This is a genomic window from Duganella sp. GW821-FHT01E12, from assembly GCF_059422325.1.
Window position 1 is genome coordinate 721,270 of sequence record NZ_JBWKWR010000001.1, and the last position, 22,863, is coordinate 744,132.

General features: G+C 66.1%; 21 protein-coding genes and 1 riboswitch. Of the genes, 7 read left to right on the forward strand and 14 right to left on the reverse strand.

The window, feature by feature from the left end; genetic code table 11:
• Position 1: 1 nt before the first annotated feature.
• Genes gspE through AC07WS_RS03135 form a run of 4 tightly spaced genes read left to right on the forward strand, consistent with a single transcriptional unit; the run spans position 2 to position 5,490 of the window.
• Positions 2–1,423: a type II secretion system ATPase GspE gene (gene gspE, locus AC07WS_RS03120; RefSeq protein ID WP_117012635.1), complete on the forward strand. Its 1,422-nt coding sequence runs from the start codon at positions 2–4 to the stop codon at positions 1,421–1,423.
• A 10-nt stretch (positions 1,424–1,433) separates the two neighbouring features.
• Entirely contained in the window at positions 1,434–2,654 is a 1,221-nt protein-coding gene (gspF, locus tag AC07WS_RS03125; RefSeq protein ID WP_486064002.1) for a type II secretion system inner membrane protein GspF, read from the forward strand.
• 16 nt (positions 2,655–2,670) lie between these two features.
• Complete coding sequence (locus AC07WS_RS03130; protein WP_494727669.1) at positions 2,671–3,249, forward strand: type II secretion system protein N; 579 nt, start codon at positions 2,671–2,673, stop codon at positions 3,247–3,249.
• 57 nt (positions 3,250–3,306) lie between these two features.
• Positions 3,307–5,490, forward strand: coding sequence for a patatin-like phospholipase family protein (locus tag AC07WS_RS03135; protein ID WP_494727670.1), 2,184 nt, complete (start codon positions 3,307–3,309; stop codon positions 5,488–5,490).
• Here AC07WS_RS03135 and AC07WS_RS03140 read toward each other — a convergent pair.
• The 10 genes from AC07WS_RS03140 to AC07WS_RS03185 form a co-directional block, all read right to left on the reverse strand.
• Positions 5,480–6,247: a helix-turn-helix domain-containing protein gene (locus AC07WS_RS03140; protein WP_494727671.1), complete on the reverse strand. Its 768-nt coding sequence runs from the start codon at positions 6,245–6,247 to the stop codon at positions 5,480–5,482. The two genes, AC07WS_RS03135 and AC07WS_RS03140, sit on opposite strands and share 11 nt — an antisense overlap.
• Before the next feature lie 186 nt (positions 6,248–6,433).
• On the reverse strand, positions 6,434–6,640 hold the full coding sequence (locus AC07WS_RS03145; protein WP_494727672.1) for a hypothetical protein: 207 nt from the start codon (positions 6,638–6,640) through the stop codon (positions 6,434–6,436).
• Positions 6,641–6,652: 12 nt separating this feature from the next.
• On the reverse strand, positions 6,653–8,002 hold the full coding sequence (gene hslU / locus AC07WS_RS03150; protein ID WP_494727673.1) for an ATP-dependent protease ATPase subunit HslU: 1,350 nt from the start codon (positions 8,000–8,002) through the stop codon (positions 6,653–6,655).
• A complete protein-coding gene (gene hslV, locus AC07WS_RS03155) occupies positions 7,999–8,541 on the reverse strand; it encodes an ATP-dependent protease subunit HslV (protein ID WP_161091709.1) in 543 nt (180 codons plus the stop codon). Before hslV ends, hslU begins: the two co-directional genes overlap by 4 nt.
• A 71-nt stretch (positions 8,542–8,612) precedes the next feature.
• Positions 8,613–9,926: an STAS domain-containing protein gene (locus AC07WS_RS03160; RefSeq protein ID WP_494727674.1), complete on the reverse strand. Its 1,314-nt coding sequence runs from the start codon at positions 9,924–9,926 to the stop codon at positions 8,613–8,615.
• Between the two features lie 76 nt (positions 9,927–10,002).
• Positions 10,003–10,452, reverse strand: coding sequence for an RNA polymerase-binding protein DksA (dksA, locus tag AC07WS_RS03165; RefSeq protein ID WP_070271465.1), 450 nt, complete (start codon positions 10,450–10,452; stop codon positions 10,003–10,005).
• Between the two features lie 89 nt (positions 10,453–10,541).
• Positions 10,542–11,606: a CobW family GTP-binding protein gene (locus AC07WS_RS03170; RefSeq protein ID WP_494727675.1), complete on the reverse strand. Its 1,065-nt coding sequence runs from the start codon at positions 11,604–11,606 to the stop codon at positions 10,542–10,544.
• A 131-nt stretch (positions 11,607–11,737) separates the two neighbouring features.
• A complete protein-coding gene (locus AC07WS_RS03175) occupies positions 11,738–12,673 on the reverse strand; it encodes a tyrosine recombinase XerC (RefSeq protein WP_494727676.1) in 936 nt (311 codons plus the stop codon).
• Positions 12,674–12,681: 8 nt separating this feature from the next.
• Positions 12,682–13,350 (reverse strand): DUF484 family protein, encoded by a 669-nt coding sequence (locus tag AC07WS_RS03180; RefSeq protein ID WP_116993733.1) that lies wholly within the window; start codon positions 13,348–13,350, stop codon positions 12,682–12,684.
• A 117-nt stretch (positions 13,351–13,467) separates the two neighbouring features.
• Complete coding sequence (locus tag AC07WS_RS03185) at positions 13,468–14,526, reverse strand: porin (protein WP_494727677.1); 1,059 nt, start codon at positions 14,524–14,526, stop codon at positions 13,468–13,470.
• 422 nt (positions 14,527–14,948) lie between these two features.
• Between AC07WS_RS03185 and AC07WS_RS03190 the strand changes: the two genes are divergently transcribed.
• Entirely contained in the window at positions 14,949–16,523 is a 1,575-nt protein-coding gene (locus AC07WS_RS03190; RefSeq protein WP_494727678.1) for a tetratricopeptide repeat protein, read from the forward strand.
• 20 nt (positions 16,524–16,543) lie between these two features.
• Here AC07WS_RS03190 and dapF read toward each other — a convergent pair whose 3' ends face one another.
• The 3 genes from dapF to AC07WS_RS03205 are packed head-to-tail and all read right to left on the reverse strand — an operon-like array spanning position 16,544 to position 19,159.
• Positions 16,544–17,407 carry a diaminopimelate epimerase gene (dapF, locus tag AC07WS_RS03195; protein WP_494727679.1) on the reverse strand — a complete coding sequence of 288 codons (864 nt, stop codon included), beginning with the start codon at positions 17,405–17,407 and terminating at the stop codon, positions 16,544–16,546.
• Between the two features lie 13 nt (positions 17,408–17,420).
• Complete coding sequence (locus tag AC07WS_RS03200) at positions 17,421–18,299, reverse strand: LpxL/LpxP family acyltransferase (protein ID WP_494727680.1); 879 nt, start codon at positions 18,297–18,299, stop codon at positions 17,421–17,423.
• The gene (locus AC07WS_RS03205; RefSeq protein WP_494727681.1) at positions 18,296–19,159 is read right to left on the reverse strand and encodes a lysophospholipid acyltransferase family protein; all 864 of its coding nucleotides are present in this window, start codon (positions 19,157–19,159) and stop codon (positions 18,296–18,298) included. Before AC07WS_RS03205 ends, AC07WS_RS03200 begins: the two co-directional genes overlap by 4 nt.
• Before the next feature lie 195 nt (positions 19,160–19,354).
• Here AC07WS_RS03205 and metK point away from each other — a divergent pair, with 195 nt between their 5' ends.
• Positions 19,355–20,521 carry a methionine adenosyltransferase gene (gene metK, locus AC07WS_RS03210; RefSeq protein ID WP_494727682.1) on the forward strand — a complete coding sequence of 389 codons (1,167 nt, stop codon included), beginning with the start codon at positions 19,355–19,357 and terminating at the stop codon, positions 20,519–20,521.
• Between the two features lie 141 nt (positions 20,522–20,662).
• Here the strand turns inward: metK and AC07WS_RS03215 are convergent, their stop codons facing one another.
• Positions 20,663–21,175, reverse strand: a complete 513-nt coding sequence (locus AC07WS_RS03215) for a hypothetical protein (protein WP_494727683.1) — start codon at positions 21,173–21,175, stop codon at positions 20,663–20,665.
• 109 nt (positions 21,176–21,284) lie between these two features.
• Positions 21,285–21,353: riboswitch (S-adenosyl-L-homocysteine riboswitch) on the forward strand.
• A gap of 26 nt (positions 21,354–21,379) precedes the next feature.
• On the opposite strand from AC07WS_RS03215, the gene ahcY reads away from it, so the two are divergent.
• Positions 21,380–22,807, forward strand: coding sequence for an adenosylhomocysteinase (gene ahcY / locus AC07WS_RS03220; RefSeq protein WP_494727684.1), 1,428 nt, complete (start codon positions 21,380–21,382; stop codon positions 22,805–22,807).
• Positions 22,808–22,863 lie beyond the last annotated feature (56 nt).

Below are 22,863 nucleotides of genomic sequence, written 5' to 3' on the forward strand. Positions count from 1 at the left end.
TATGAGCAATCTCCTTCCATACGCCTTCGCCCGCGACTTCGTGGTGCTGGCGCAGCACAGCGACGAAGCCGAACACACGGTGGACGTGCTGGTCTGCGGCGCCACCGCGCCGGCGGCCATCGCCGAAGTGTCGCGCCGCTTCGGCCGCGTGCAGCTCAAGAGCATGCCGCGCGCCGACCTGGAAACAGCCATCGCCGCGGCCTACGCCAGCTCGGGCGGCAACGCCTCGATGGTGGCCGAGGAGTTCGATGCCGACCTCGATCTGACCAAGCTGCTGCAGGACGTGCCGGCCATCGAAGACCTGCTGGAATCGTCCGACGACGCGCCGGTGATCCGCATGATCAACGCGCTGCTGACGCAGGCGCTGCGCGACAGCGCCTCCGACATCCACATCGAGCCGTTCGAGCAGACTTCGGTGGTGCGCTTCCGCGTCGACGGTTCGCTGCGCGACATCGTCCGTCCGCGCAAGGCCATCCACGGTTCGCTGATCTCGCGTATCAAGATCATGGCGCAGCTGGACATCGCCGAGAAGCGCCTGCCGCAGGACGGCCGCATCACGCTGCGCATCGGCGGCAAGCCGGTGGACGTGCGCGTGTCGACGCTGCCGACCGGCCACGGCGAACGCGCGGTGCTGCGTTTGCTGGACAAGGAAGCGGGCCGGCTGGACCTGAACCACCTGGGCATGAGCGAGACCATGCTGCCGCAGTTCGACGCGCTGATCAACCAGCCGCACGGCATCGTGCTGGTGACCGGGCCGACCGGCTCGGGCAAGACCACCACGCTGTATGCCGCGCTGTCGCTGCTGAACGCTGCCACCACCAACATCATGACGGTGGAAGACCCGATCGAATATGACCTCAACGGCGTGGGCCAGACCCAGGTCAACCCGCGCATCGACATGACCTTCGCCAAGGCGCTGCGCGCCATCCTGCGCCAGGACCCGGACGTGATCATGATCGGCGAGATCCGCGACCTGGAAACCGCGCAGATCGCGGTGCAGGCTTCGCTGACCGGCCACCTGGTGCTGGCCACGCTGCACACCAACGACGCCGCCGCCGCCGTCACGCGCCTGCTGGACATGGGCATCGAGCCGTTCCTGCTGTCGTCGTCACTGCTGGGCGTATTGGCGCAGCGGCTGGTGCGCAAACTGTGCGGCAGCTGCAAGACCTTCGACGGCCAGCAATGGCACGCGGTGGGCTGCGAGCATTGCGGCCACACGGGCTACCAGGGCCGGGTGGGCGTGTACGAATTCCTGCAGACGACGGAGCAGATCCGCGCGCAGATCCACAACCGCGCCTCCGAGGCCGAGGTCAAGGCGGCGGCGCTGGCGGGCGGCATGCACACCATGCGCGAGGACGGCGAGCGCTGGCTGGCCGCCGGCATCACCACGCAGGCCGAGTTGCTGCGCGTGACCAAAGACTAGGCGACCGACGATGCCCGCATTCCGTTATGAAGCCGTCGACGCCGGCGGCGCCACCAAGAAGGGCGTGCTCAATGCCGACAGCGCGCGCTCGGCCCGATCCGAGCTGCGCACGCAAGGCCTGGTGCCGCTGAAGGTGGACGCCATCGCCGCGCAGGTCGACGCCGCCGGCGTCGCCAAGAGCCGCGGCTTCGGCGAGCGCCTGTCTGCCACCGAGCTGGCGCTGTTCACGCGCCAGCTGGCCAGCCTGCTGGAGGCCGGCCTGCCGCTGGAGCAGGCCTTCACCGCCTTGCTGGAGCAGGCCGAGCGCCCCTATATGCGCGACCTGATCGCCTCCATCCGCTCCGAGGTGATCGGCGGTGCTTCGCTATCGGACGTGCTGGGACGCCATCCGCGCGACTTCGCCGAGATCTACCGCGCGCTGGTCGCCTCCGGCGAGCAGATCGGCCAGCTGTCGCGCGTGCTGTCGCGCCTTGCCGACTACATCGAGCGCCGCAACGCCTTGATCCAGAAGGTGCGGCTGGCCTTCACCTATCCGGCCATCGTGACGGTGGTGGCGTTCTCCATCGTGATCTTCCTGCTGACCTACGTGGTGCCGCAGATCGTCTCGGTGTTCGCCAACACCAAGCAGAAGCTGCCCATCCTCACCGTGATCATGCTGGCGGTGTCGGACTTCGTGCGCAACTACGGCATCGTGGTGGCGATCCTGCTGGTGGGCGCGTGGTTCATGTGGCGCCGCGCCTTGCAGAACCCCGCGCTGAAGCGGCGCTGGCACACCTGGTTGCTGACCGCGCCGCTGTACGGTAAATTCGAGCGCAGCCTGAACACGGCGCGCTTCGCCAGCACGCTGGCGATCACCACCGGCTCCGGCGTGCCCATCCTGCGCGCGCTGGAGACCAGCCGCGACACGCTGTCCAACGTCGCCATGCAGGAGCTGGTGGAAGAGGCCAGCGACGCTGTGCGCGAGGGCGTGAGCCTGGCGCGTTCGCTGTCGGCGCAGAAGCACTTCCCGCCGATGCTGATCCACATGATACGGGCCGGCGAAATCACCGGCGAGTTGCCGGCCATGCTGGACCGCGCCGCCGCCGCGCAGGAGGCCGACCTGGAACGCCGCACGCTGACCATCGCCGGCCTGCTGGAGCCGGCGCTGATCCTGGCGATGGGCGTGGTGGTGCTGCTGATCGTGCTGGCGGTCCTGATGCCTATCATCGAAATTAATCAGCTGGTACGCTGAGGAAGTAAAGAGAACCATGAAGCGTTTGCCATTAGTCGTTACCGTCCTTGCCGTGGTGCTGTTGTCGGCGTCGCTGGCCTACTGGGGCCTGCAGTTGTTCAAGCCGCAGCAGCGCGCCATCGCCGCGCCGCCGCAGCAGGTGGCGCCGCCGTTGAACATCGAGGCGGCCAAGGGCCTGTTCGGCGGCCAGATCACCGTGGCCGCCGTCAGCAACTACCAGTTGAAGGGCGTGGTCGCCGCGCGCGGCCAGGACAGCGCGGCCATCATCGTGGTCGACGGCCAGCCGCCGCTGGCGCTGGGCGTGGGCCGCGAAGTGGTGCCCGGCGTGACCGTCAAGGAAGTCCATCCGAACTACGTGCTGCTGTCCGAAGGCGGTGCGCTCAAGCGCGTGGAACTGGCCAGCGATGCCGGCGCCGGCGCGGGCGCCAATCCGCCGCAATCGCTGCTGCCCGGCGCCGGCCAACAGCCGTTGCCGCCGATCGCGCCGCAGCCGCCGCCGCAAGCGCCACCGTCGCTACAGCCGCCACCGACGCCGCAGCCACCGCCGCGTTCCAGCGTCTCCGGCACCACCGTCGCTCCCGACCGTACTCAATAGGCCGTCCCCATGGTGATCTCCCGTACCCTGGCCGCAGCTTTTTGCTGCGGCTTTTTCTTGGCGACCGCGATCGGCGCGCCCGCTTCCGCACAAACAACCGCGCCGGACGCCTCCATCAAGCCGCGGCCCAAAGTCGCGCTGGTGCTGTCCGGCGGCGGCGCGCGCGGCTTCGCCCACATCGGCGTGCTGCGCGCCCTGCAGGAGCTGCGCGTGCCGGTCGACTTCGTGGTCGGCACCAGCATGGGCAGCGTGGTCGGCGGCGCCTACGCGGCCGGCAGCTCGGTCGAGCAGCTGGAGCAACTGGTGCGCCGCACCGACTGGAACGCGGTGGTGGCCGACCGCCCGCCGCGCGACGAGCTGGTGTACCGCCGCCGCGAGGAGGATTTGCTGCTGCCGTCGCGCATCGAGTTCGGCGCCAAGCTCGATGGCGTCTCGCTGCCGCCGGCCGCCGCCGGCAACGAGGCGCTGGAGCTGGCGCTGACCCGCGTGCTGCCGCACGGCGCGCGCGACAAACCGGTCAACCTGCTGCAGCTGCCGTTCCGCTCGGTGGCCTCGGATCTGGTGACGGGCGAGCTGGTGGAACTGAACGACACGCCGCTGTTCCTGGCGATGCGCGCCTCGCTGGCAGTGCCGGGCGTGTTCGCGCCGGTGCGGGTGAACCAGCGGCTGCTGGTGGACGGCGGCCTGGTGCGCAACCTGCCGGTGGACGTGGCGCGCGACATGGGCGCCGACGTCATCATCGCGGTCAACGTCGGCACGCCGCTGGCGCAGGAAAAGGAGTTGATCAGCGCGGTCAGCGTGGCGCAGCAGATGCTGCAGATCCTGACCGAGCAGAACGTGCAGCGTTCGCTCAAGGAGCTGCGCGCCGACGACATCCTGGTGGCGCCGGACCTGGGCGGCATTGGCTTCCTCGACTTCGCCCGCCACGACCGCGCCATGAAGGCCGGCGAGGCGGCGGTGCGGGCCATGAGCGCCAAGCTGGTCAAGCTGGCGCTGCCCGAGGCGCAGTACGCCGCGTACGAGCTGCAGCGCCTGTCGGCGCCGGTCGGCATCGACCAGCCGGTGCGGCTGGCCAAGCTGGAGGTGGCGCCGAGCGGGCGCATCAATCCGAAGGAGCTGGAGGTGCAGTCGGGCCTGAAGGTGGGGCAGCCGGTCACCAACGAGCAGGCGCAGGCGGCCGGCAACGCGCTGTTCGGGCGCGGCGACCTGGCGCGGGTGGAGACCGAGGTGCATGACGACAAGGATGGCCGCAATGTGCTGATCAAGCCGACCGAGGCCGACTGGGCGCGCAGCCGCCTGCGCGTGGGCCTGGAGCTGAGCAGCGATTTTTCCGAGAACAATGCGTTCGAGCTGAAGGTGATGCATGTGCTGTCCTCGCTCAACGACTGGGGCGCCGAGCTGCGCACGGTCGGCCGGGTCGGCACCGAGCGCGCGCTGGGCGTGCAGTTCTGGCAGCCGCTGGGCGCGGGCTCGCAGTGGTATGTGGTGCCGGGTCTGCAATATGACTCGTCGGCGGTCGACATCTTCAGCGCGAGCGGCTTCCGCCAGGCGCGCTACGCCTACAACAGTCAGGCCGGCAGCGTGGCGCTGGGACGCCAGCTGGGCCGTTGGGGCGACTTGCGCTACAGCGTGACGCGCCAGAAGCAGATCGCCCACCAGAGCATCCCGGAAGATCGAACCGAACTCAGCAGCATACAGACCATCCAGCAGCTGTCCTTCAATGTCGACAGCCTCGACACGGTGGCCTTCCCGACCCGAGGCACCTTGTTCTCGCTGGGCTGGCAGCGCCTGATGCACAGCGGTTCCACCGGCGCCGTGCCGACCACGCAGGCGGTGCAGGGGCTGCAGGCCTTCCATGTGGACCGTTGGGCCGGCCATGTGTACGCGGAATGGTCGCGCAGCCAGGGCGGCGCGTCGGCCAACACCCTGGGCGGCTTCCTGCGCCTGTCGGGATCGACGCCGCAATCGATCATCGGCGACCGCACCCTGCTGGGCCGGGTGGTGATGGCGCGCAGCATAGGCGCGATGCCTGCCGCGCTGGGCGGCGATGTGCGGCTGGGCTTTTCGCTGGAGGCGGGCGGCGCCTACAGCCCGGCCAATCCGCTGCGCTGGGGTTCGCTGCACCAGGCCGCCAGCGGCTTCTTCGCGGTCGATACGCGCTTCGGCCCGCTGTACCTGGGCGCCGGCACCACCAAGGGCGGCAACAGCAGCGCCTATCTGTTCCTCGGACCTATCTGGTAGCCGGCGCCAGCGGCGCGGCAGGCGGCGCGCGCCGCAGCGCGGTGAAGGCGGCGAATTCCCACGAGCGGAAGCCGACCAGCAAGGTGAAGCCGTCGCGCTCCTGCGGCGCCAGCTTGCGGTCGCTCTGGTGCAGCCGCGCCAGCTCGCCGGCCAGCTGCTGGATGCGGCCCACCAGCTCCTCGGCGCTGGGCAGCGACAGCCGCGCGGGCAGGCACAGCAGCGTCTCGCCGGCGCCGTCGAAGCTGCCGCTGAAATAATCGTGCACCGCGTGCTCGCGGAAGAATTGCTGCACCGGCCCGTCCGGCAGCCAGCGGAAGGCGTTCGACACGCGCAGACGGTAGCGGTTCAGCGGTTTGAGTTCGATCACGCCCAGCCGGTCCAGCTCGGCCAGCAGCATGATGCATTCGGGTTCGGTCAGGTTGTAGGTTTCCAGCACCTGCTCCAGGGTCCAGTGGCCCAGGCAGCAGATCGCCATCAGCAGCAGGTGGGGCTGGGCCAGCAGCGATTTCTCCTGCGTCAGCGTCAGCGCGTCCGCCTGCGGCGTGGCGTCGGCCGCGCCGCGCAGCACGTCCTCCATCGCCACCCCGGCCGCCTTGCAGATCTGCGCCAGCCGCGACAGCGACATGTCCTGCTGGCCGAACATGCGCTTGACGCTCGATTCGCTCATCGAGATCCGCTCGGCCAGCATTTTGTAGGTGACGCCGGCGGCCCGCATCTGGGTCCGCAGCACTTGCAGCAGCAATTCCGGTGAGCTCATACCCTGCCTTGGTAAATTAACAAAAGGTATCGTAGCACGGTACTTGCCGGCGTGAAAAGCGGCGCTTGGAATAATCGATTGGTACATCGGGCCGAAGTGCGGGACACTGCGCGCACGCTGTCCCTCGCAGCAGGGACGGCACCGGATAACCCGAGAGCGGGCGCCACCACCGGCGCCCGCTAACGGTTACTTTTCCTCCGGGTCCGGCTTCAGGCTGATCTTCGCCAGCAGACGCTTGGCCGCCTGCCGGTCGACCGACCGCGGCTTGGCGTGCGGCCCGGCGCCGCCGGCGCGCGCCTTGGCCGCCAGCGCCACCGGGTTGCGCGGCGGCTTCTGCGACGGCTCGACCCGTATCGTCATCTTCTGCCGCGTGGCCAGTGCCTTGTTCGCCATGATCCCCGCTCCTTACAAGACGTAGCGCGACAGGTCTTCGTTGACCGCCAGCGCGTCCAGGCGGGCGTTGACGTAGGCGGCGTCGATGGTGACGACCTTGCCGCTGTCGTCGCTGGCCGTGAAGGACAGTTCCTCCAGCAGCTTTTCCATCACCGTGTACAGCCGGCGCGCGCCGATGTTCTCGGTGCGTTCGTTGACCGAGTAGGCGATCTCGGCCAGCCGCGTGATGCCTTCCGGCGCGAACTCGATGGTGACGTGCTCGGTGGCCAGCAGCGCCTCGTACTGCTTGGTCAGGCAGGCGTCGGTGCTGGTGAGGATGCGCTCGAAATCGGCGATCGACAGCGACTCCAGCTCGACCCGGATCGGGAAGCGCCCCTGCAGCTCGGGGATCAGGTCCGACGGCTTGGCCAGGTGGAAGGCGCCCGAGGCGATGAACAGGATGTGGTCGGTCTTGATCATGCCGTACTTGGTGTTGACGGTCGTGCCCTCGACCAGCGGCAGCAGGTCGCGCTGCACGCCGGCGCGCGAGACGTCGGCGCCGCCCACCTCCGAGCGCGAGGCGATCTTGTCGATCTCGTCGAGGAACACGATGCCGTTCTGCTCGACGTTCTGGATGGCTTTCTGCTTCATCTCGTCGTCGTTGACCAGCTTGGCGGCCTCCTCGTCGATCAGCACCTTCATCGCTTCCTTGATCTTGACCTTGCGCGCCTTCTTGCGGCTGCCGCCGATGCCGGAGAACATGGACTTGATCTGCTCGGTCATCTCCTCCATGCCGGGCGGGGCCATGATCTCCATCTGCGGGCCGCTCTCGGCCAGCTCGATCTCGATTTCCTTGTCGTCCAGCTCGCCCTGACGCAGGCGCTTGCGGAAGGTCTGGCGGGTGCTGTCGCCTTCCTTGCCTTCCTTGGGCGCGTCGGCCGGCGTGGCCGGGTGGAAGCCGAAGTCGCGCGCCGGCGGCAGCAGGATGTCGAGCACGCGGTCCTCGGCCGCGTCCTCGGCGCGCGCGCGCACCTTGGCCATCTCGGCCGAGCGGGTCTGCTTGACGCCGATGTCGATCAGGTCGCGGATGATGGTGTCGACGTCGCGGCCGACATAGCCCACCTCGGTGAACTTGGTGGCCTCGATCTTGATGAAGGGCGCGTCGGCCAGCTTGGCCAGGCGGCGCGCGATCTCGGTCTTGCCGACGCCGGTCGGGCCTATCATCAGGATGTTCTTCGGCGTGATCTCGTGGCGCAGCGGTTCCTCCACCTGCTGGCGGCGCCAGCGGTTGCGCAGCGCGATGGCGACCGCCTTCTTGGCCTTGGCCTGGCCGACCACATGTTTGTCGAGCTCGCCGACGATTTCCTTCGGTGTCATGTTCATGCTGGGTCCAGTGTCTCGATGATGTGGTTCAGGTTGGTGTAGATGCACAATTGGCCGGCGATGGTCAGTGACTTTTTGACGATTTCCGACGGCGACAGTTCCGTGTTTTCCACCAGCGCCTTGGCCGCCGACTGCGCGTAGGTGCCGCCGGAGCCGATGGCGCCGATGCCGTCCTCCGGCTCCAGCACGTCGCCGTTGCCGGTGATGACCAGGGTCGATTCGCTGTCGGCCACCAGCAGCATCGCCTCCAGGCGGCGCAGCACGCGGTCGGTGCGCCAGTCCTTGGCCAGCTCGACCGAGGCGCGCAGCAGGTTGCCCTGGTGTTTTTCCAGCTTGCCCTCGAAGCGGTCGAGCAGGGTGAAGGCGTCGGCGGTGCCGCCGGCGAAGCCGACCAGCACCTTGCCCTGGTAGGTCTTGCGCACCTTGCGGGCCGTGCCCTTCATGACGATGTTGCCCAGCGTGACCTGGCCGTCGCCGCCCAGCGCGACCTGCTTGCCGCGGCGCACGCACAGGATGGTGGTGCCGTGAAATTGTTCCATAGTTACCTCTAAGTAAAGACGCGGACTGCTACAAGACTGAAAAATGGGGCTGCTCGCGGAAATTGCAAGTTTCAGTATTTGTGCGGGTAGATCCTGGCGATGTCGGCGTAGCCCAGCAGGCGCAGCAGCGCCGTGACCAGGTGGTTGACGTCGCGGAATTCGATCTTCTTGCCCAGCTGGGCCAGGCTGGCGTGCAGCTGGTTGGCGCAGGCGTAGTCGATGCGCGTCAGGCGCGAGCAGTCGAACACCAGGGTCTGGTACTGATCAGCATAGTGCTGGATCTGGGCGAGTAAAGGGCCGAGCTGGCCTTCGAGCAGCGGCGGCAGCATGAAGCGGTCCGGCGAGGCCGACACCTTCTGGGCCGCGGCGGTGGCCACCTTGTGCGGCGCCCTGAACGACGGCGGCGACACTTCGAAGGTGACGCAATAGTCCATGCCGGTTTCCTCGAATTCCTTTTCGCGGTTCAGCAGTTGCAGCAGCTCCAGCAGCAACAGCCACGGCGCCTCGGTGTCGTCGCGGCGGCCGACCGCGATGCCGTCGCGGATCAGCGCGGCCAGGGCGTCGGCGCCCACCAGGATCAGCTCGCGCTGTTGGGCTTGCAGCTTGCGCAGCGTGTCCAGCAGCAGCGCGCAGCCGCCCGGCTCGACCGCCGTCACGCGGGGGAACTCCAGCCGCAGCACCGGGCTGGCCGCGGCCGCCTGGTGCAGCCGTTCGAGCTGGGCGTCGATGTGCGCATCGAGCACGCCGGCGAAGGCTTCGGTCGGCGTCAGGCCGGCCCAGCCGGGCGAGGACGCGGCCAGCGCGGCCGGCGCGTTCCACGGCGGCGGCGAGGTTTCAAAGGTGCTGGCGTAGTCGATCGACAGGTTGTCGAAGCGCTCGCGCTGGCCGCTGACCTGGTACAGGTCGAACAACATCCACCAGACGGTGCGGTCGCCGCCGGCCTCGGCGACGCTGGCGGTCAGCAGCTGTTCGGCCACGCCGCCCTGGCCGTTGGCGTACAGGATGGCGATTTCCTCCACCACCGGCGCGGTCTCGGCCGCGACGGCCTGTTGCGGCAGGTCGTCGTCGCGCAGCAGCACGGTGGTGGGGAGCTCGTCCAGGGCTTGGGTGTCGGGGCCGGCGTGGGCGGCGGCTTTGGCCTTGGCCGGACGGGCGGCGCGCTGGCTGCCCCAGGCCGGTTCCGGCTCGTTGAAGATGTCGAAGGTCATCGCCGATTCGATGGCGTCGATCTTCATCGCGGTGGCGCGGGCGATCTCGCGCTGGCGCGCCTGCTGTTGCTGGCGTTCGGTTTCGCTGTTGGCGGCCAGCCGCGCCGCCTCGTCGTCATCGTTGGGGGCGGGGGCGGGCGTTGCGTCGGTCTTCTTGAAGATGGAGAACAGTCCCACGCGATCCTCGTCTGAACCTCGGTGCTTGCCGTAAAAAAAGCACGCGGTTGCGTGCTTTTTTTAAAGTCCGGGCGAATTAATCGCCGTACAGTTTCTGCTTCAGTTCGCGGCGCTGCTGGGCTTCCAGCGACAGCGTCGCGGTCGGGCGGGCGATCAGGCGGGGAATGCCGATCGGTTCGCCGGTTTCCTCGCACCAGCCGTAGTCGCCGCCGTCGATGGCGACGATCGATTGCTGGACTTTTTTCAGCAGCTTGCGCTCGCGGTCGCGGGTGCGCAGTTCCAGCGCGTGTTCTTCTTCGATGGTGGCGCGGTCGGCCGGGTCCGGCACCAGCACGGTTTCGCGCAGGTGTTCGGTGGTTTCGCCGGCGTTCTTCAGCAGTTCCTTTTCAAGCGCTTGCAGCTTGGCTTTGAAGAAGGCCATTTGCGCCGGATTCATATAATCCTTTTCATCCATCTTCAGAATTTCTTCTTCGGTCAGGATGCGGTCGGCGGCGGCGGGGGTCGATTTATTAGTTTTGGTGGTCATAACTTCGCTTACCTTCGATACGACAGAGTTTTCAATTAATCAGCCCGGAGTTTGTGGCTATTTAGCCATCCCCACAAAACCCGGATAGTTTATACCAGACATTGTTCTAAACCGCTAATAAAGATATCTTTCGGCAGATTTTTACCGATAAATACCATTTTGCTGCCTCGAACGTCGTTTTCTCCCCATTTGGCGCCCAGGTCGCTGCCCATGATCTGGTGCACGCCCTGGAACACAACCTTGCGATCAGCGTCTTTCATGAACAATACGCCTTTGTAGCGCAGCATGCGAGGACCGTAGACATTTACCAGGCCGCCGAGGAACTCGTCGAGCTTGGCGGTGTCGAACGGGCGTGTGCTTTTGAACACAAACGCGGCGATGTCGTCGCTGTGGTGGGCGTGGTGGTGGTCGTGGCCGTGGTCCCCGTGGTGGTGGCCGTGCTCGTGGTTGTGGCCGCAGTGCTCGTCATGCACGTGGTCGTCGTCGTGGGCCTGGTCGGTTTCCAGGAAGTCCGGGTCCAGCTCCAGCTTGTCGTTCAGGTTGAAGCCCTTCAGGTCCAGCACCTCGGACAGCGGGGCGCGGCCGAAGTCCGCCGTGCTGATAGTCGCGCGCGGGTTGATGCGCTTGAGGCGGGCGGTCAGCGCGGCCACGTCGTCGGCGCTGACCAGGTCGGTCTTGGACAGCAGCAGCTTGTCGGCGAAGCCGACCTGGCGCTGGGCTTCCTCGTGCTGGTCCAGCTGGTCCATGGCGTGGCGGGCGTCCACCACGGTGACCACGGCGTCCAGCATATAGTGAGTGCCCACTTCCTCGTCCACGAAGAAGGTCTGCGCCACCGGGCCGGGATTGGCCAGGCCGGTGGTCTCGATGACCACGCGGTCGAACTGCAGCTCGCCGGCTGCGCGCTTCTGCGCCAGGCCGCCGAGGGCGACGATCAGGTCGCCGCGCACGGTGCAGCAGATGCAGCCGTTGTTCATTTCCACGATCTGTTCGCCGCTGTCCTGCACCAGGATTTCGTTGTCGATGTTCTCCTGGCCAAACTCGTTTTCGATGACGGCGATGCGCATGCCGTGCTGTTCCTGCAGGATGCGGTTCAGCAGGGTGGTCTTGCCGGCGCCAAGGAAGCCGGTGAGGATGGTGGTCGGTATCAGTGCCATGGTGCTTACCAGTCTGGTCTAGGAGGAAACCCTAGATGGGGATCAAATGCAGAAATGCAACCGGCCGATTATGCCGGAATTTGGCCGGGCCTAGCAATTCGTCGGATTGAGCAACATCAGTACGGGCTATGCTATTTTACTTTGGCGCGCGGGTGGGCCTTGTCGTACACCTCGGCCAGGTGCTGGAAGTCCAGCGCGGTATAGACCTGGGTCGAGCTGATGCTGGAGTGGCCCAGCATTTCCTGCACCGCCCGCAGGTCGCCCGACGATTGCAGCAGGTGCGAGGCGAACGAGTGGCGCAGCATGTGCGGGTGCACGTGCACCGGCGCGCCGTGGGCCAGGCCATGGGCCTGCAGGCGCTGCTGGATCACCCGCGGCGACACCCGCGTACCGCGCGTGCTCAGGAACAGGGCGTTGCCGCCGTCGGCGGGCGCCGGGCGCACGGCGATCCAGGCCGCCAGCGCCTCCAATGCCGCCTTGCCCACCGGTACGACGCGCTGCTTGTTGCCCTTGCCGGTGACGATGACTTCGCGGTTGTCCAGCGCCACCCAGCCCAGCGCGTCCTTGCCGGCCGTCAGGTCCAGCCCGGCCAGCTCGGACACCCGCAGGCCGCTGGAATACAACAGTTCGAACATGGCGCGGTTGCACAGCTCGGCCGCCACCGGGGCGGCGCCGGCGCCGGGGCGGGACGGCGCCACTAGTTGCACGGCGTCGTCCACCGACAGCGCGCGCGGCAGCGTCCTGGCGCGCTTGGGCGCGCGCACGCCCTGCACCGGGTTGGCCGCCAGAACGGTCTGGCCGCCCAGCCAGTCGAAGAAGCCGCGCCAGCTCGACAGCTTGCGGGCGATCGAGCGCGGATCGAGCGCGCGCGCGTGCAGCCTGGCGGTCAGGCGGCGGATGGCGAAATGGTCGATCTGGGGCCAGTCCTGGCCGGCGGTCAGGCCGGCCAATTCCTGCAGGTCGCGCGCGTAGGCGCTGACGGTGTGGGGCGACAGCCGGCGCTGGTCGCGCAGCTGGGCCAGGTAAGCGTCGATCCAGGCCAGCTTGCTGTCCGGGCCGGCGCTCATGGCGGCGCTCAGGCCAGCAGCCAGGCCAGCGCGGTGCTGGTGGTCTCGCCGATGTGGACCAGGAAGTCGGTGGCCATCAGCGAGGTGAAGCGCGCCGGGTCGGCCGAGCCCATGATCAGCAGGCCGAAGGCGTTCTTGTTGCCCGGTTTGCGCAGCGGAATGATCACGGTCGAGGTGATGCCGGTGGCGTCCTGCAGCCAGCGCACCGCCTCGAAATCCTTGTTGGTGCCGCAGTAGGGCGCCATCAGGCTGTTGGCGAAGATGCGCGCGTCTTCCGACACGCCGTTGACGAACCATTCGCCCAGGTAGTCCGGCGCGGTGTCCCAGATGCGCAGCGTGACCTGCGGTACATCAAAACTGGACTTCAGGCCGCTGACCACGGCGTGTGGCATGGAACCCACATCTTCGGCCTCCAGCAACACCTTGGTCCAGCGGTGGAACTTGTTGGCGATCGCTTCGTTTTCCGACGCCAGGCGCATCAGATTGCTCATGCGCAATTCCAGCGCCTTGTACTTGTCGCGCATCACTTCCATCTGGCGCTCCTGCAGCGACACGGCGCGTCCCGTCAGCGGGCTGGCCAGTTTGATTTCCCCCAGCAGTTCAGCATGCTCTTCGAAGAAATTCGGGTGTTCGGTCAGGTATTGCGCGACGAGGGTGTGATCCAGTGGGACAGTCATGGAGGTACTTTATTTACGAGGGTGAAAGAGTCATTCTAAACGAAAAAAAACGGACATGGTTGCCCATGCCCGTCATTCCCCAACCCAAGCGCCGGCAGTTCTTGCCGACTGCGCGGCTTAGAAGTTGTGGTGGATACCGAGGCTGTAGAAATTCAGCGTGGTAGCTGCCTTCTTGTTCGAGGCATCGACATACAGATAGGTGCGGGCCGACAGGTTGTAGTCGTAGCCGATCGACGCTTGCTTGGTCTTGACCAGAGCTGGGCTGTTGAGCGCGTTGTCCGGGGTCTTCTGGCCATAGCCCACGCGGATCAGGCCGGCGCCGACGGTGTAGTTAGCGCCCAGCAACCAAGCCTTGGTGTTCGGATTGATCAGCGTGCTGTTGCCCTGGTCCTGCTTCTGGTAGGAACCCATCAGTTTCAGGTCGTTGATTGGCTTGAACGACGCGCCCACCGACCACAGTTTGGTTTCGATGGCGTTCCGCTCGTACGCGGCATAGGCGGCGAACGGGCCGTTGGCGGCGGTGGCGCTCAGCGAGTAAGGCGTGGCCGTTGGCGCGCTGTTGGCCGGGAATTGCGGCGCGGCAGGGTTGGTGCTCTTGCCCTGGATCGCTGGATTGCCGTTGGCTTCCTTGGCGGCGACCGTGACGTTCAGCTGGAACATGTCGGCGATCATCGGGGTGTTATAGAACACGGCGTTCGAGAAGCGGTTGTTCGAATTGCCGACCGGGCTCATCGGATCGCTGGTGTAGCCGGCCACCTGCAGGTCGGTCTGGTAGCCGGCCACGCCGGGCATGCCGCTCCATGGTTCGAAGGCGGTGCTGGTTTCCTGGAAGGCGGTCAGGCCACGGCCCAGGCGCACGGTACCGAAGTCGCCCTGCAGGCCGACGCGGCTCTGGCCCTGGAACAGCGGACGGCTGGTGGTGGCGGTGGTGTTTTCAACGGCGCCGGTGTCCGGCTCGTAGCGGATCTCCAGCTGGAAGATGGCCTTCAGGCCGCTGCCCAGGTCTTCGATGCCCTTGAAACCGAGTTTGTTGTTGTCGCGCTTGCCCACCTGGGTGGTGGTGCCGGTGCGCTTGGAGATCCCTGCATCCACAGTGCCATAGATGGTCACGGACGATTGCGCGTATGCGCCAGCAAATGCGCCCATGAGAGCCAGAGCCACTAAAGATTTTTTCATTTGAGTTATTCCTTTATGAGTGAACATGCATACTGCCAAAGCTAGCGGGTCGCAGAGTCAACCCTCGATGAGAGAACCTTAATATCTCATCAGGTCAAAAGCGCTGGAATGGTTGATTATGACGGCTAGTTTTGGTCGAAAGCCAAAGAAATCGGGCTTCTTGTTGTATTTTTGAAACGCTTGATACGCAGGCCACCAGGGCCTGTTTAACGCATTATTTCCTTTCATTCAGGCACCAAAACAGCTCTTAGCGTACAGGGCAAAACGGGGTCGGCCGCTTGTGCGAAATCAAAGCGAACCGCATATTCTTTAGGGTGTGGTGCCGATCGCACGCTACACTCATAAGTAGCAACGGTCAGCCGAAGCTGCGCAGACAGCCTGGATGCACCGCCGTTTCGATGAATCGGACTAATAGTGAGACGATGGCAAATCGAGAAGAGTTAGGGATCATCCGGGGGGCGCGCGCGGGAGACGCGGTCTGCCAACTGGCGCTGGGCAAGCTCTACTTGTTCGGCGGCGCGGGTTTGCCGCTCAGCCTGCCAACGGCGCTGCACTGGCTGAACCGCGCTGCCCTGCAGGAGCAGGACGAAGCCTGGATGTTGATCGGCAGCTACGTTCCTTTCGAACATGCGCAACATTGCCTGCCGTCGGTGCTGTCCTGGTACGACCGCGCCTACGACGCCGGCGTCGAACAGGCCGGCCTGGTGCTGGCGCAACTGGTGCTGAACCAGGCCGCGCCGCAGCCGGCGGCGTTGCATTTGCGCGACAAGGCGCTGCAGGCGCTGGAGGCCGCCGCGCGCGGCGGCTCGGCCGAGGCGCAATGGCTGCTGGCGCACCAGGCCGGCGTGCAACCGCCGTCGCCGGCGCTGGCGCCGCCGCAGCCGTCCCGGCGCGGCAGTCCGCCTTCGCATCGCACCAGCGCCCGCCAGCAGTGGCTGGCGCGGGCGGCCGACGGCGGCCTGGCCGCGGCCCAGTACGCGGTGCTGGAGCAAGCCTGGCACGGCGACCGCGCGGCATTTCTGCAACGGGCCCTGCCGCTGGCGCGCAAGCTGCTTGCCGGCGCCCCGGCCGACGCCGAGGCGGCCCGCGCGGTCGACTGGCCGCTGGAGCCGGCCCAGCTCACGCTGCTGGCGCGCTGCGCCGCGCTGCTCGACGAGGAGGCCGGCCGCCAGCCCGAGTCCCGGGCCGAACTGCAGCACTGCCGCGAACTGGCCGCCCATGGCGGCGACCGCCAGGCGCAGCTGGCGCTGGGCTTGTGGTTCGCCCGCATGGACGGCGACGGCCGGCGGCAGGCCGACGGCATCGCCGCGGTCAACTTCAAGCGCGCCATCCGCTGGCTGACGCTGGCGGGCGAGCAAGGCCTGGCCGAAGCCTGGTATGGCTTGTCGCGCATCTATTTGAAACCGGAATTTTCCCAGCGCAGCGTGGCCGAAGCCCAGGGCTATCTGGAGCGGGCGGCCGACATGGGCCATTGCGCCGCGCAGCTGGAATGCGGCATGTACGCGTGGCGCAACCGCCGCGCAGACGAGCACAGCGACGTACGCGCGGCCTACTGGCTGCAGAAGGCGGCGGCCCAGGGCTGCGACGAGGCCGAGGCGGCGCTGGCGCGCATCGGCGCGGCGCCCAAGGAGTCGGCCTGGGCCGAGGCCATCCTGCGCCAGATGTCGCGTGACGCGCTGGAAAGCCAGCCGCTGCTGGCGGCGCGCCTGACCCTGGCCCAGCTGTTTGGGCTGAGCCGGGCGGAAGCGTTGTTGTTGGATGTGAAAGCGGCCGACCAGGGCCATTGCCTGGTGGTGGATATCCGCGCCAGTTACGGCCGCAGCAAGCGGCGTCTGGTGTTGCTGCGCACCGCGCGCGAGCGGCAGGCGCTGGACCGCATCGGCCGCCTGTTCGAGCATCTCGACAACGGCCCGGACGGGCTGGAAGGCAACTACCGCCAGCGCCTGTACCGGCTCAAGACCTGGCTGCCGGGCGCCGACGAGCGGCTGGCGGCCTGAGCCGCGTTAAATGTCGCGCCTTAAATCTCGATCTCGCCCTCGAACACCGTCACCGCCGGGCCGGTCAACCACACCGGCTGGCCCACGCCCGCCCAGCTGATCGACAACTGGCCGCCGCGCGCGTCGACGCGCACCGGGCTGTCGAGCAGGCCGCGGCGGATGCCGGCCACCACGGCCGCGCACGAGCCGGTGCCGCAGGCCAGCGTCTCGCCCACGCCGCGCTCGAACACGCGCAGCTTGATGTGGTGGCGCCCGACAATCTGCATGAAGCCGGCGTTGACCCGGTTCGGGAAGCGCGCATGGTGCTCGATCAGCGGGCCGGTCAGCTCGACCGGCGCGGCGTCGACGTCGTCGACGATCTGCACCGCGTGCGGATTGCCCATCGATACCACCGAGATCAGCACGCTCTCTCGCGCGCCGCCCAGCTCCAGCACCAGCGGCCACAGCGTGTCGTCGCCCTGGCGCTCGCCGTGCAGGCCGTCGGCGTCGAACGGCACGCGCTGCGGTTCCAGCACCGGCGCGCCCATGTCGACCGTGATGCTGCCGTCCAGCTCCAGGCGCGGCGCGATCACGCCGGCCTTGGTCTGCACCGTGATGCTGCGTTGCGCGGTCAGGCCTTTTTCCGCCACGAACTTGACGAAGGCGCGCGAGCCGTTGCCGCACTGCTCGACCTCGCCGCCGTCGGCGTTGAAGATGCGGTAGCGGAAATCGCAGCCCGGCTCGGTGGGTTTTTCCACCAGCAGGATCTGGTCGGCGCCCACGCCGAAGCGGCGGTCGCCCAGCAGCTGCCATTGCGCGGGCGAGAAGTCGATGTGCTGGTTGATGCCGTCGATGACCACGAAGTCATTGCCGGCGCCGTGCATTTTGGTGAATTTGAGTTTCATCTGCTGCCTGTGTTTACTTGGAACGCTGGTACAGCGAAGCTTCGCCGTTCGGGCGCGTCTTGAACCGTTTGTGCGTCCAGAAATATTCGGCCGGGGCTTCGCGCACGCGTTCCTCGATGAACTCGTTCATGCGGCGGGTGGCGGCAACCATGTCGGGACCAGGGTAATTGTCCCACACTGGATAGAATTTCACACGCCAGCCCTGGTAATTTGGCAGGAAGGTGGCGATCACCGGCATCACCTGGGCGCCGGTGGTGGCGGCGATGCGGGCGGTGGCGGTCAAGGTGGCGGCCTCGATGCCGAAGAAGGGCACGAACTCGGCGTCCTTCTCGCCGAAGTCCATGTCCGGCAGCATGAAGTAGGGCAGCTTGTCGCGCAGCGCCCGCAGGATGGGCTTGATGCCGTCCTGGCGGGTGAACAGCTTGACCGGCTTGAAGCGGGCGCGGCCGGCGCGCAGCACCCGGTCGAAGGCGGCGTTCTTTTGCTGCACATACATCGACGAGGCGCTGGCCACCATGGCGATCGAGGCGCCGGCCACGTCCAGGCACACGAAATGCGGGCACAGCAGGATGGTCGGCTGGGACGTCATCTGCTCCACCGGCACCGGGCCCGGCTCGACCCTGATCAGGCGCTTGAGCCGTTCCTCCGACGCCCACCACAGGATGCCGCGCTCCCACACGCTGCGCGAATACGCCTGGAAGTGGCTGCGGGCGATGTCGATGCGCTCGGCCTCGCTCAACTCCGGCATGCACAGGCGCAGATTGGTCAGCGTGATGTGGCGGCGCGAGCGCATCACCAGGAACAGCAGGCTGCCGACGGCCTTGCCGAAGCGGCCCAGCACCGGCAGCGGCAGCCAGTGCAGCAGCCACATGAACCCCAACAGCAGCTTCATGCCTGTTCTCCCGCGTGCGGCGCCGGGCTGGGCGCGGCTATGCCGGCCGGCACCTTGTAGCGGTTGTAGCTCCAGAAATACTGGCTCGGGCTGCGCGCGATCAGGCGCTCCATCGCATGGTTGATGGCCTGCGCCTGCTCGGCGGCGCTGCCCTCCAGCGTGCCGTCGAAGGGCACGAAGCGGATCACATAGCCCTTGCCGCCGGCCAGCCGCTCTGCGTAGGTGACGATGACGGTGGCGTCGCCCAGCTGCGCCAGCTTGGCGGGCAGCGTCATGGTGTAGGCGGCGCGGCCGAAGAAGGTGGCCCACACGCCTTCGCCTTCCTGCGGCACCTGGTCCGGCAGCAGGCCGATCGGCTTGCCTTTTTTCAGGCACTTGGCCAGCATGCGCACGCCGGACATATTGGCCGGCGCCAGCAGCAGGTTGTCGCGCGCGCGGGCGCCCTCGATCAGCGGCTTCAACGCGGCTTTTTTCGGCGGCCGGTACATCACCATCAGCTCGGTGCGCAGCGCGATTTCCTGCGCGACGATTTCAAAGCAGCCCAGGTGGGGCGTGAGGAACACGATGCCGCGGCCGGCGTCCAGCTCGGCCTGGACGATGGCCCAGTTCTCGTCCGTGGCGTGGCGCGACACCCGCGCCGGATCGGCGCACCAGATGAAGGGCAGCTCGACGATGCTCTTGCCGGCTTCGGCGATGGCCGCCGACAGGTGCTGCGCATAGCCGGCCTGCGCCATGTTGTCGCGCATGCGGCGGCGGTACGATGGCGAGCTCAGGTAGACCAGCCAGCCCAGCGCGGCGCCCAGCGCATGCAAAAACGGCAAGGGGAAGATGGAAAGAAATCGGAAAATTGGAACAAGCATGTGTAATTCGTCTAATAGAAGGTGCTTTTGGCTTCTGTTGCCATGCCAAAATTTTTTAAGAAGCGTAAAATACCACGTATGCAGTAACCGCTGAGTTAACAGACAACTTGCGAAGCGGAATATAAATATCGCTAAAGCGTCGCAAGCCGTATTGGTTGGCGACAAAACATTCTTAACCAGTATCAGGAGCTTGCGATGTCAAATGACTATCTTTTTACTTCCGAATCCGTCTCGGAAGGCCACCCGGACAAGGTCGCCGACCAGATTTCCGACGCGATTCTGGACGCCATCCTGACCCAGGACCCGAAAGCCCGCGTTGCCGCCGAAACCCTGTGCAATACCGGCCTGGTGGTGCTGGCCGGCGAGATTACCACGTTCGCCAACGTTGATTATATTCAAGTCGCGCGCGAGACCATCAAGCGCATCGGCTACGACAACACCGACTACGGCATCGACTACAAGGGTTGCGCCGTGCTGGTGGCCTACGACAAGCAGTCGCCGGACATCGCCCAGGGCGTGGACGAGGGCGCGGGGATTGATCTCGATCAAGGCGCCGGCGACCAGGGCCTGATGTTCGGCTACGCCTGCGACGAAACCGCGGAACTGATGCCGGCCGCCATCCACTACGCGCACCGCCTGGTCGAGCGCCAGTCGCAGCTGCGCAAGGACGGCCGCCTGCCGTGGCTGCGCCCGGATGCCAAATCGCAAGTCACGCTGCGCTACGTCAACGGCCGTCCGGTCGCGGTGGACACCGTCGTGCTGTCGACCCAGCACGCGCCGGAAATGCAGCACAAGCAGATCGAGGAAGCGGTGATCGAGGAGATCATCAAGCAGGTGCTGCCGCGCGAATGGCTGGTGGACACCAAGTACCTGGTCAACCCGACCGGCCGCTTCGTCATCGGCGGTCCTCAGGGCGACTGCGGCCTGACCGGCCGCAAGATCATCGTCGACACCTACGGCGGCGCCAGCCCGCACGGCGGCGGCGCGTTCTCCGGCAAGGACCCCACGAAAGTGGACCGTTCGGCCGCCTACGCCGCCCGCTACGTGGCCAAGAACGTGGTGGCCGCCGGCCTGGCGCGCCAGTGCCAGGTGCAGGTCAGCTACGCGATCGGCGTGGCGCGTCCGATCAACATCACGGTCTACACCGAAGGCACGGGCGTGATCCCGGACGAGAAGATCGCCGCGCTGGTGATGGAGCATTTCGACCTGCGTCCAAAAGGCATCGTGCAGATGCTGGACCTGCTGCGTCCGATCTACGGCAAGACCGCCGCCTACGGCCACTTCGGCCGCGAAGAGCCGGAATTCACGTGGGAGCGCACCGACAAGGCCGCCATCCTGCGCGCCGCGGCCGGCCTGAAGTAATCGCCTCGCGCTGAACGACAACGCCCCGCATGCCGGGGCGTTGTGCTATTTGGGCCGCTGCGGCGGCGGCGGCGGCGGATTCGGGGGCAAGTATTTTTCGCGTTGGTTTTCGGTGCTCATGCGGTTCTCCAGACAGATATGCTATTCGGCGCGCAACATGGTGTTCAATTTCCGCTGGGTCTTGGCCCGCAAGCGCTCCGTCAGCAGCAAATCGTAGGGAAAATCGCCCAGTTCGACCCGGTATCGGCCGTGCAGTGCGAGTAATTTTTTTTCATATTCCGCGATGGGAAATTCGGTATTGATTTTCATCCGGATAATCAGCGACCCGATGTCGTTGGTCAAGGCGGTCAGTTCGGTCACCGCCGTCGCATGGATTTTAAGCCGCTTTGCCACCGACAGCTCCTTGGACAGGATGGCAAGCAGGGCGCTGCCGGACGTGAACAGCGGCCATAGGAAAGTATAGTCCGCGTTTTTCCAGAATACGAGGCCGGTGAGTGCCGCGCCGCCCGACGAAATCGCCACGGCGATCTTGGTCACGCTGTCCAGCCAGGTCCAGCGCGCCAGCAGCGCCGCCTCGAGTTCTTCGGTGTAGCTGGTGTTGTACAGCAGCTGGTGGGCTTCGTTCCAGATTGCATCGCGCGGGTCGATCGCCATGGCGGACTCCGGGTAAAAAGACCACTATAGGCCGCCGGTGTCCGCTTCGTTTGCGCCGCCTCAAAGCGGAATTTCTTGCGCCAGTCGCGCCCAACGGTGCTAAAATGCGCCTTCCGAGGAGCGTTGCGACGAATCATGAATTCGCCAGGCTCGGAGTCCCAAACCGCGCTCACGTTACTTTTTTCAACATGAAAGGAGGGCGTGATGAACGCCGTACTCAAATCCGCACAAGACTACCTGGTCGCCGACATCTCCCTGGCCGCCTGGGGCGACAAAGAAATCAAGATTGCCGAAACCGAAATGCCTGGCCTGATGGCCATCCGTGAGGAATTCGCCGCGTCGCAGCCGCTCAAGGGCGCGCGCATCACCGGTTCGCTGCACATGACCATCCAGACCGCCGTGCTGATCCAGACGCTGGAAGCGCTGGGCGCCAAGGTCCGCTGGGCCTCGTGCAACATCTACTCGACCCAGGACCACGCCGCCGCCGCCATCGCCGCCGCCGGCACCCCGGTGTTCGCCATCAAGGGCGAAACCCTGGACGAATACTGGGACTACACCCACCGCATCTTCGAATGGCCTGCGGACGCCGCCGGCAACGCGGTCTACTCGAACATGATCCTCGACGACGGCGGCGACGCCACGCTGCTGCTGCACCTGGGCGCGCGCGCCGAAAAAGACATCTCCGTGCTGGCCGCGCCAGGTTCGGAAGAAGAAATCTGCCTGTTCAACGCCATCAAGGCCCACCTGGCGATCGACCCGGCCTGGTACTCCAAGCGCCTGCCGCACATCCTGGGCGTGACCGAGGAAACCACCACCGGCGTGCACCGCCTGTACCAGATGCACAAGGAAGGCAAGCTGGCCTTCCCTGCGATCAACGTCAACGACTCCGTCACCAAGTCCAAGTTCGACAACCTGTACGGCTGCCGCGAATCGCTGGTCGACGGCATCAAGCGCGCCACCGACGTGATGATCGCCGGTAAGGTCGCCGTGATCGCCGGCTACGGCGACGTCGGCAAGGGCTCGGCCCAGGCCATGCGCGCGCTGTCGGCGCAGGTGTGGGTCACCGAAATCGATCCGATCTGCGCGCTGCAGGCCGCGATGGAAGGCTACCGCGTCGTCACCATGGACTACGCCGCCGAACACGGCGACATCTTCGTCACCTGCACCGGCAACTACCACATCCTGACCGAGAAGCACATGCTGGCCATGAAGGACCAGGCCATCGTCTGCAACATCGGCCACTTCGACAACGAGATCGACGTCGCCGCGCTGAAGAAATACACCTGGGAGAACATCAAGCCACAGGTCGACCACGTGATCTTCCCGTCGGGTAAGCGCATCATCCTGCTGGCCGAAGGCCGCCTGGTCAACCTGGGTTGCGGCACCGGCCATCCATCGTACGTGATGTCGTCCTCGTTCGCCAACCAGACCATCGCCCAGATCGAGCTGTACGCCAACACCGCCAAGTATCCGGTCGGCGTGTACGTGCTGCCCAAGCATCTGGACGAAAAAGTGGCGCGTCTGCAGTTGAAGAAACTGAACGCGCAGCTGACCGTGCTGACCGAAGAGCAAGCGGCCTACATCGGCGTGACGCAAGCGGGCCCGTACAAGCCAGACCACTACCGTTATTAATCTGCCGGTATGAAGCGGGGCCGGCAACTCGCCGGCCCCGTTTTTATCCCGCCCTT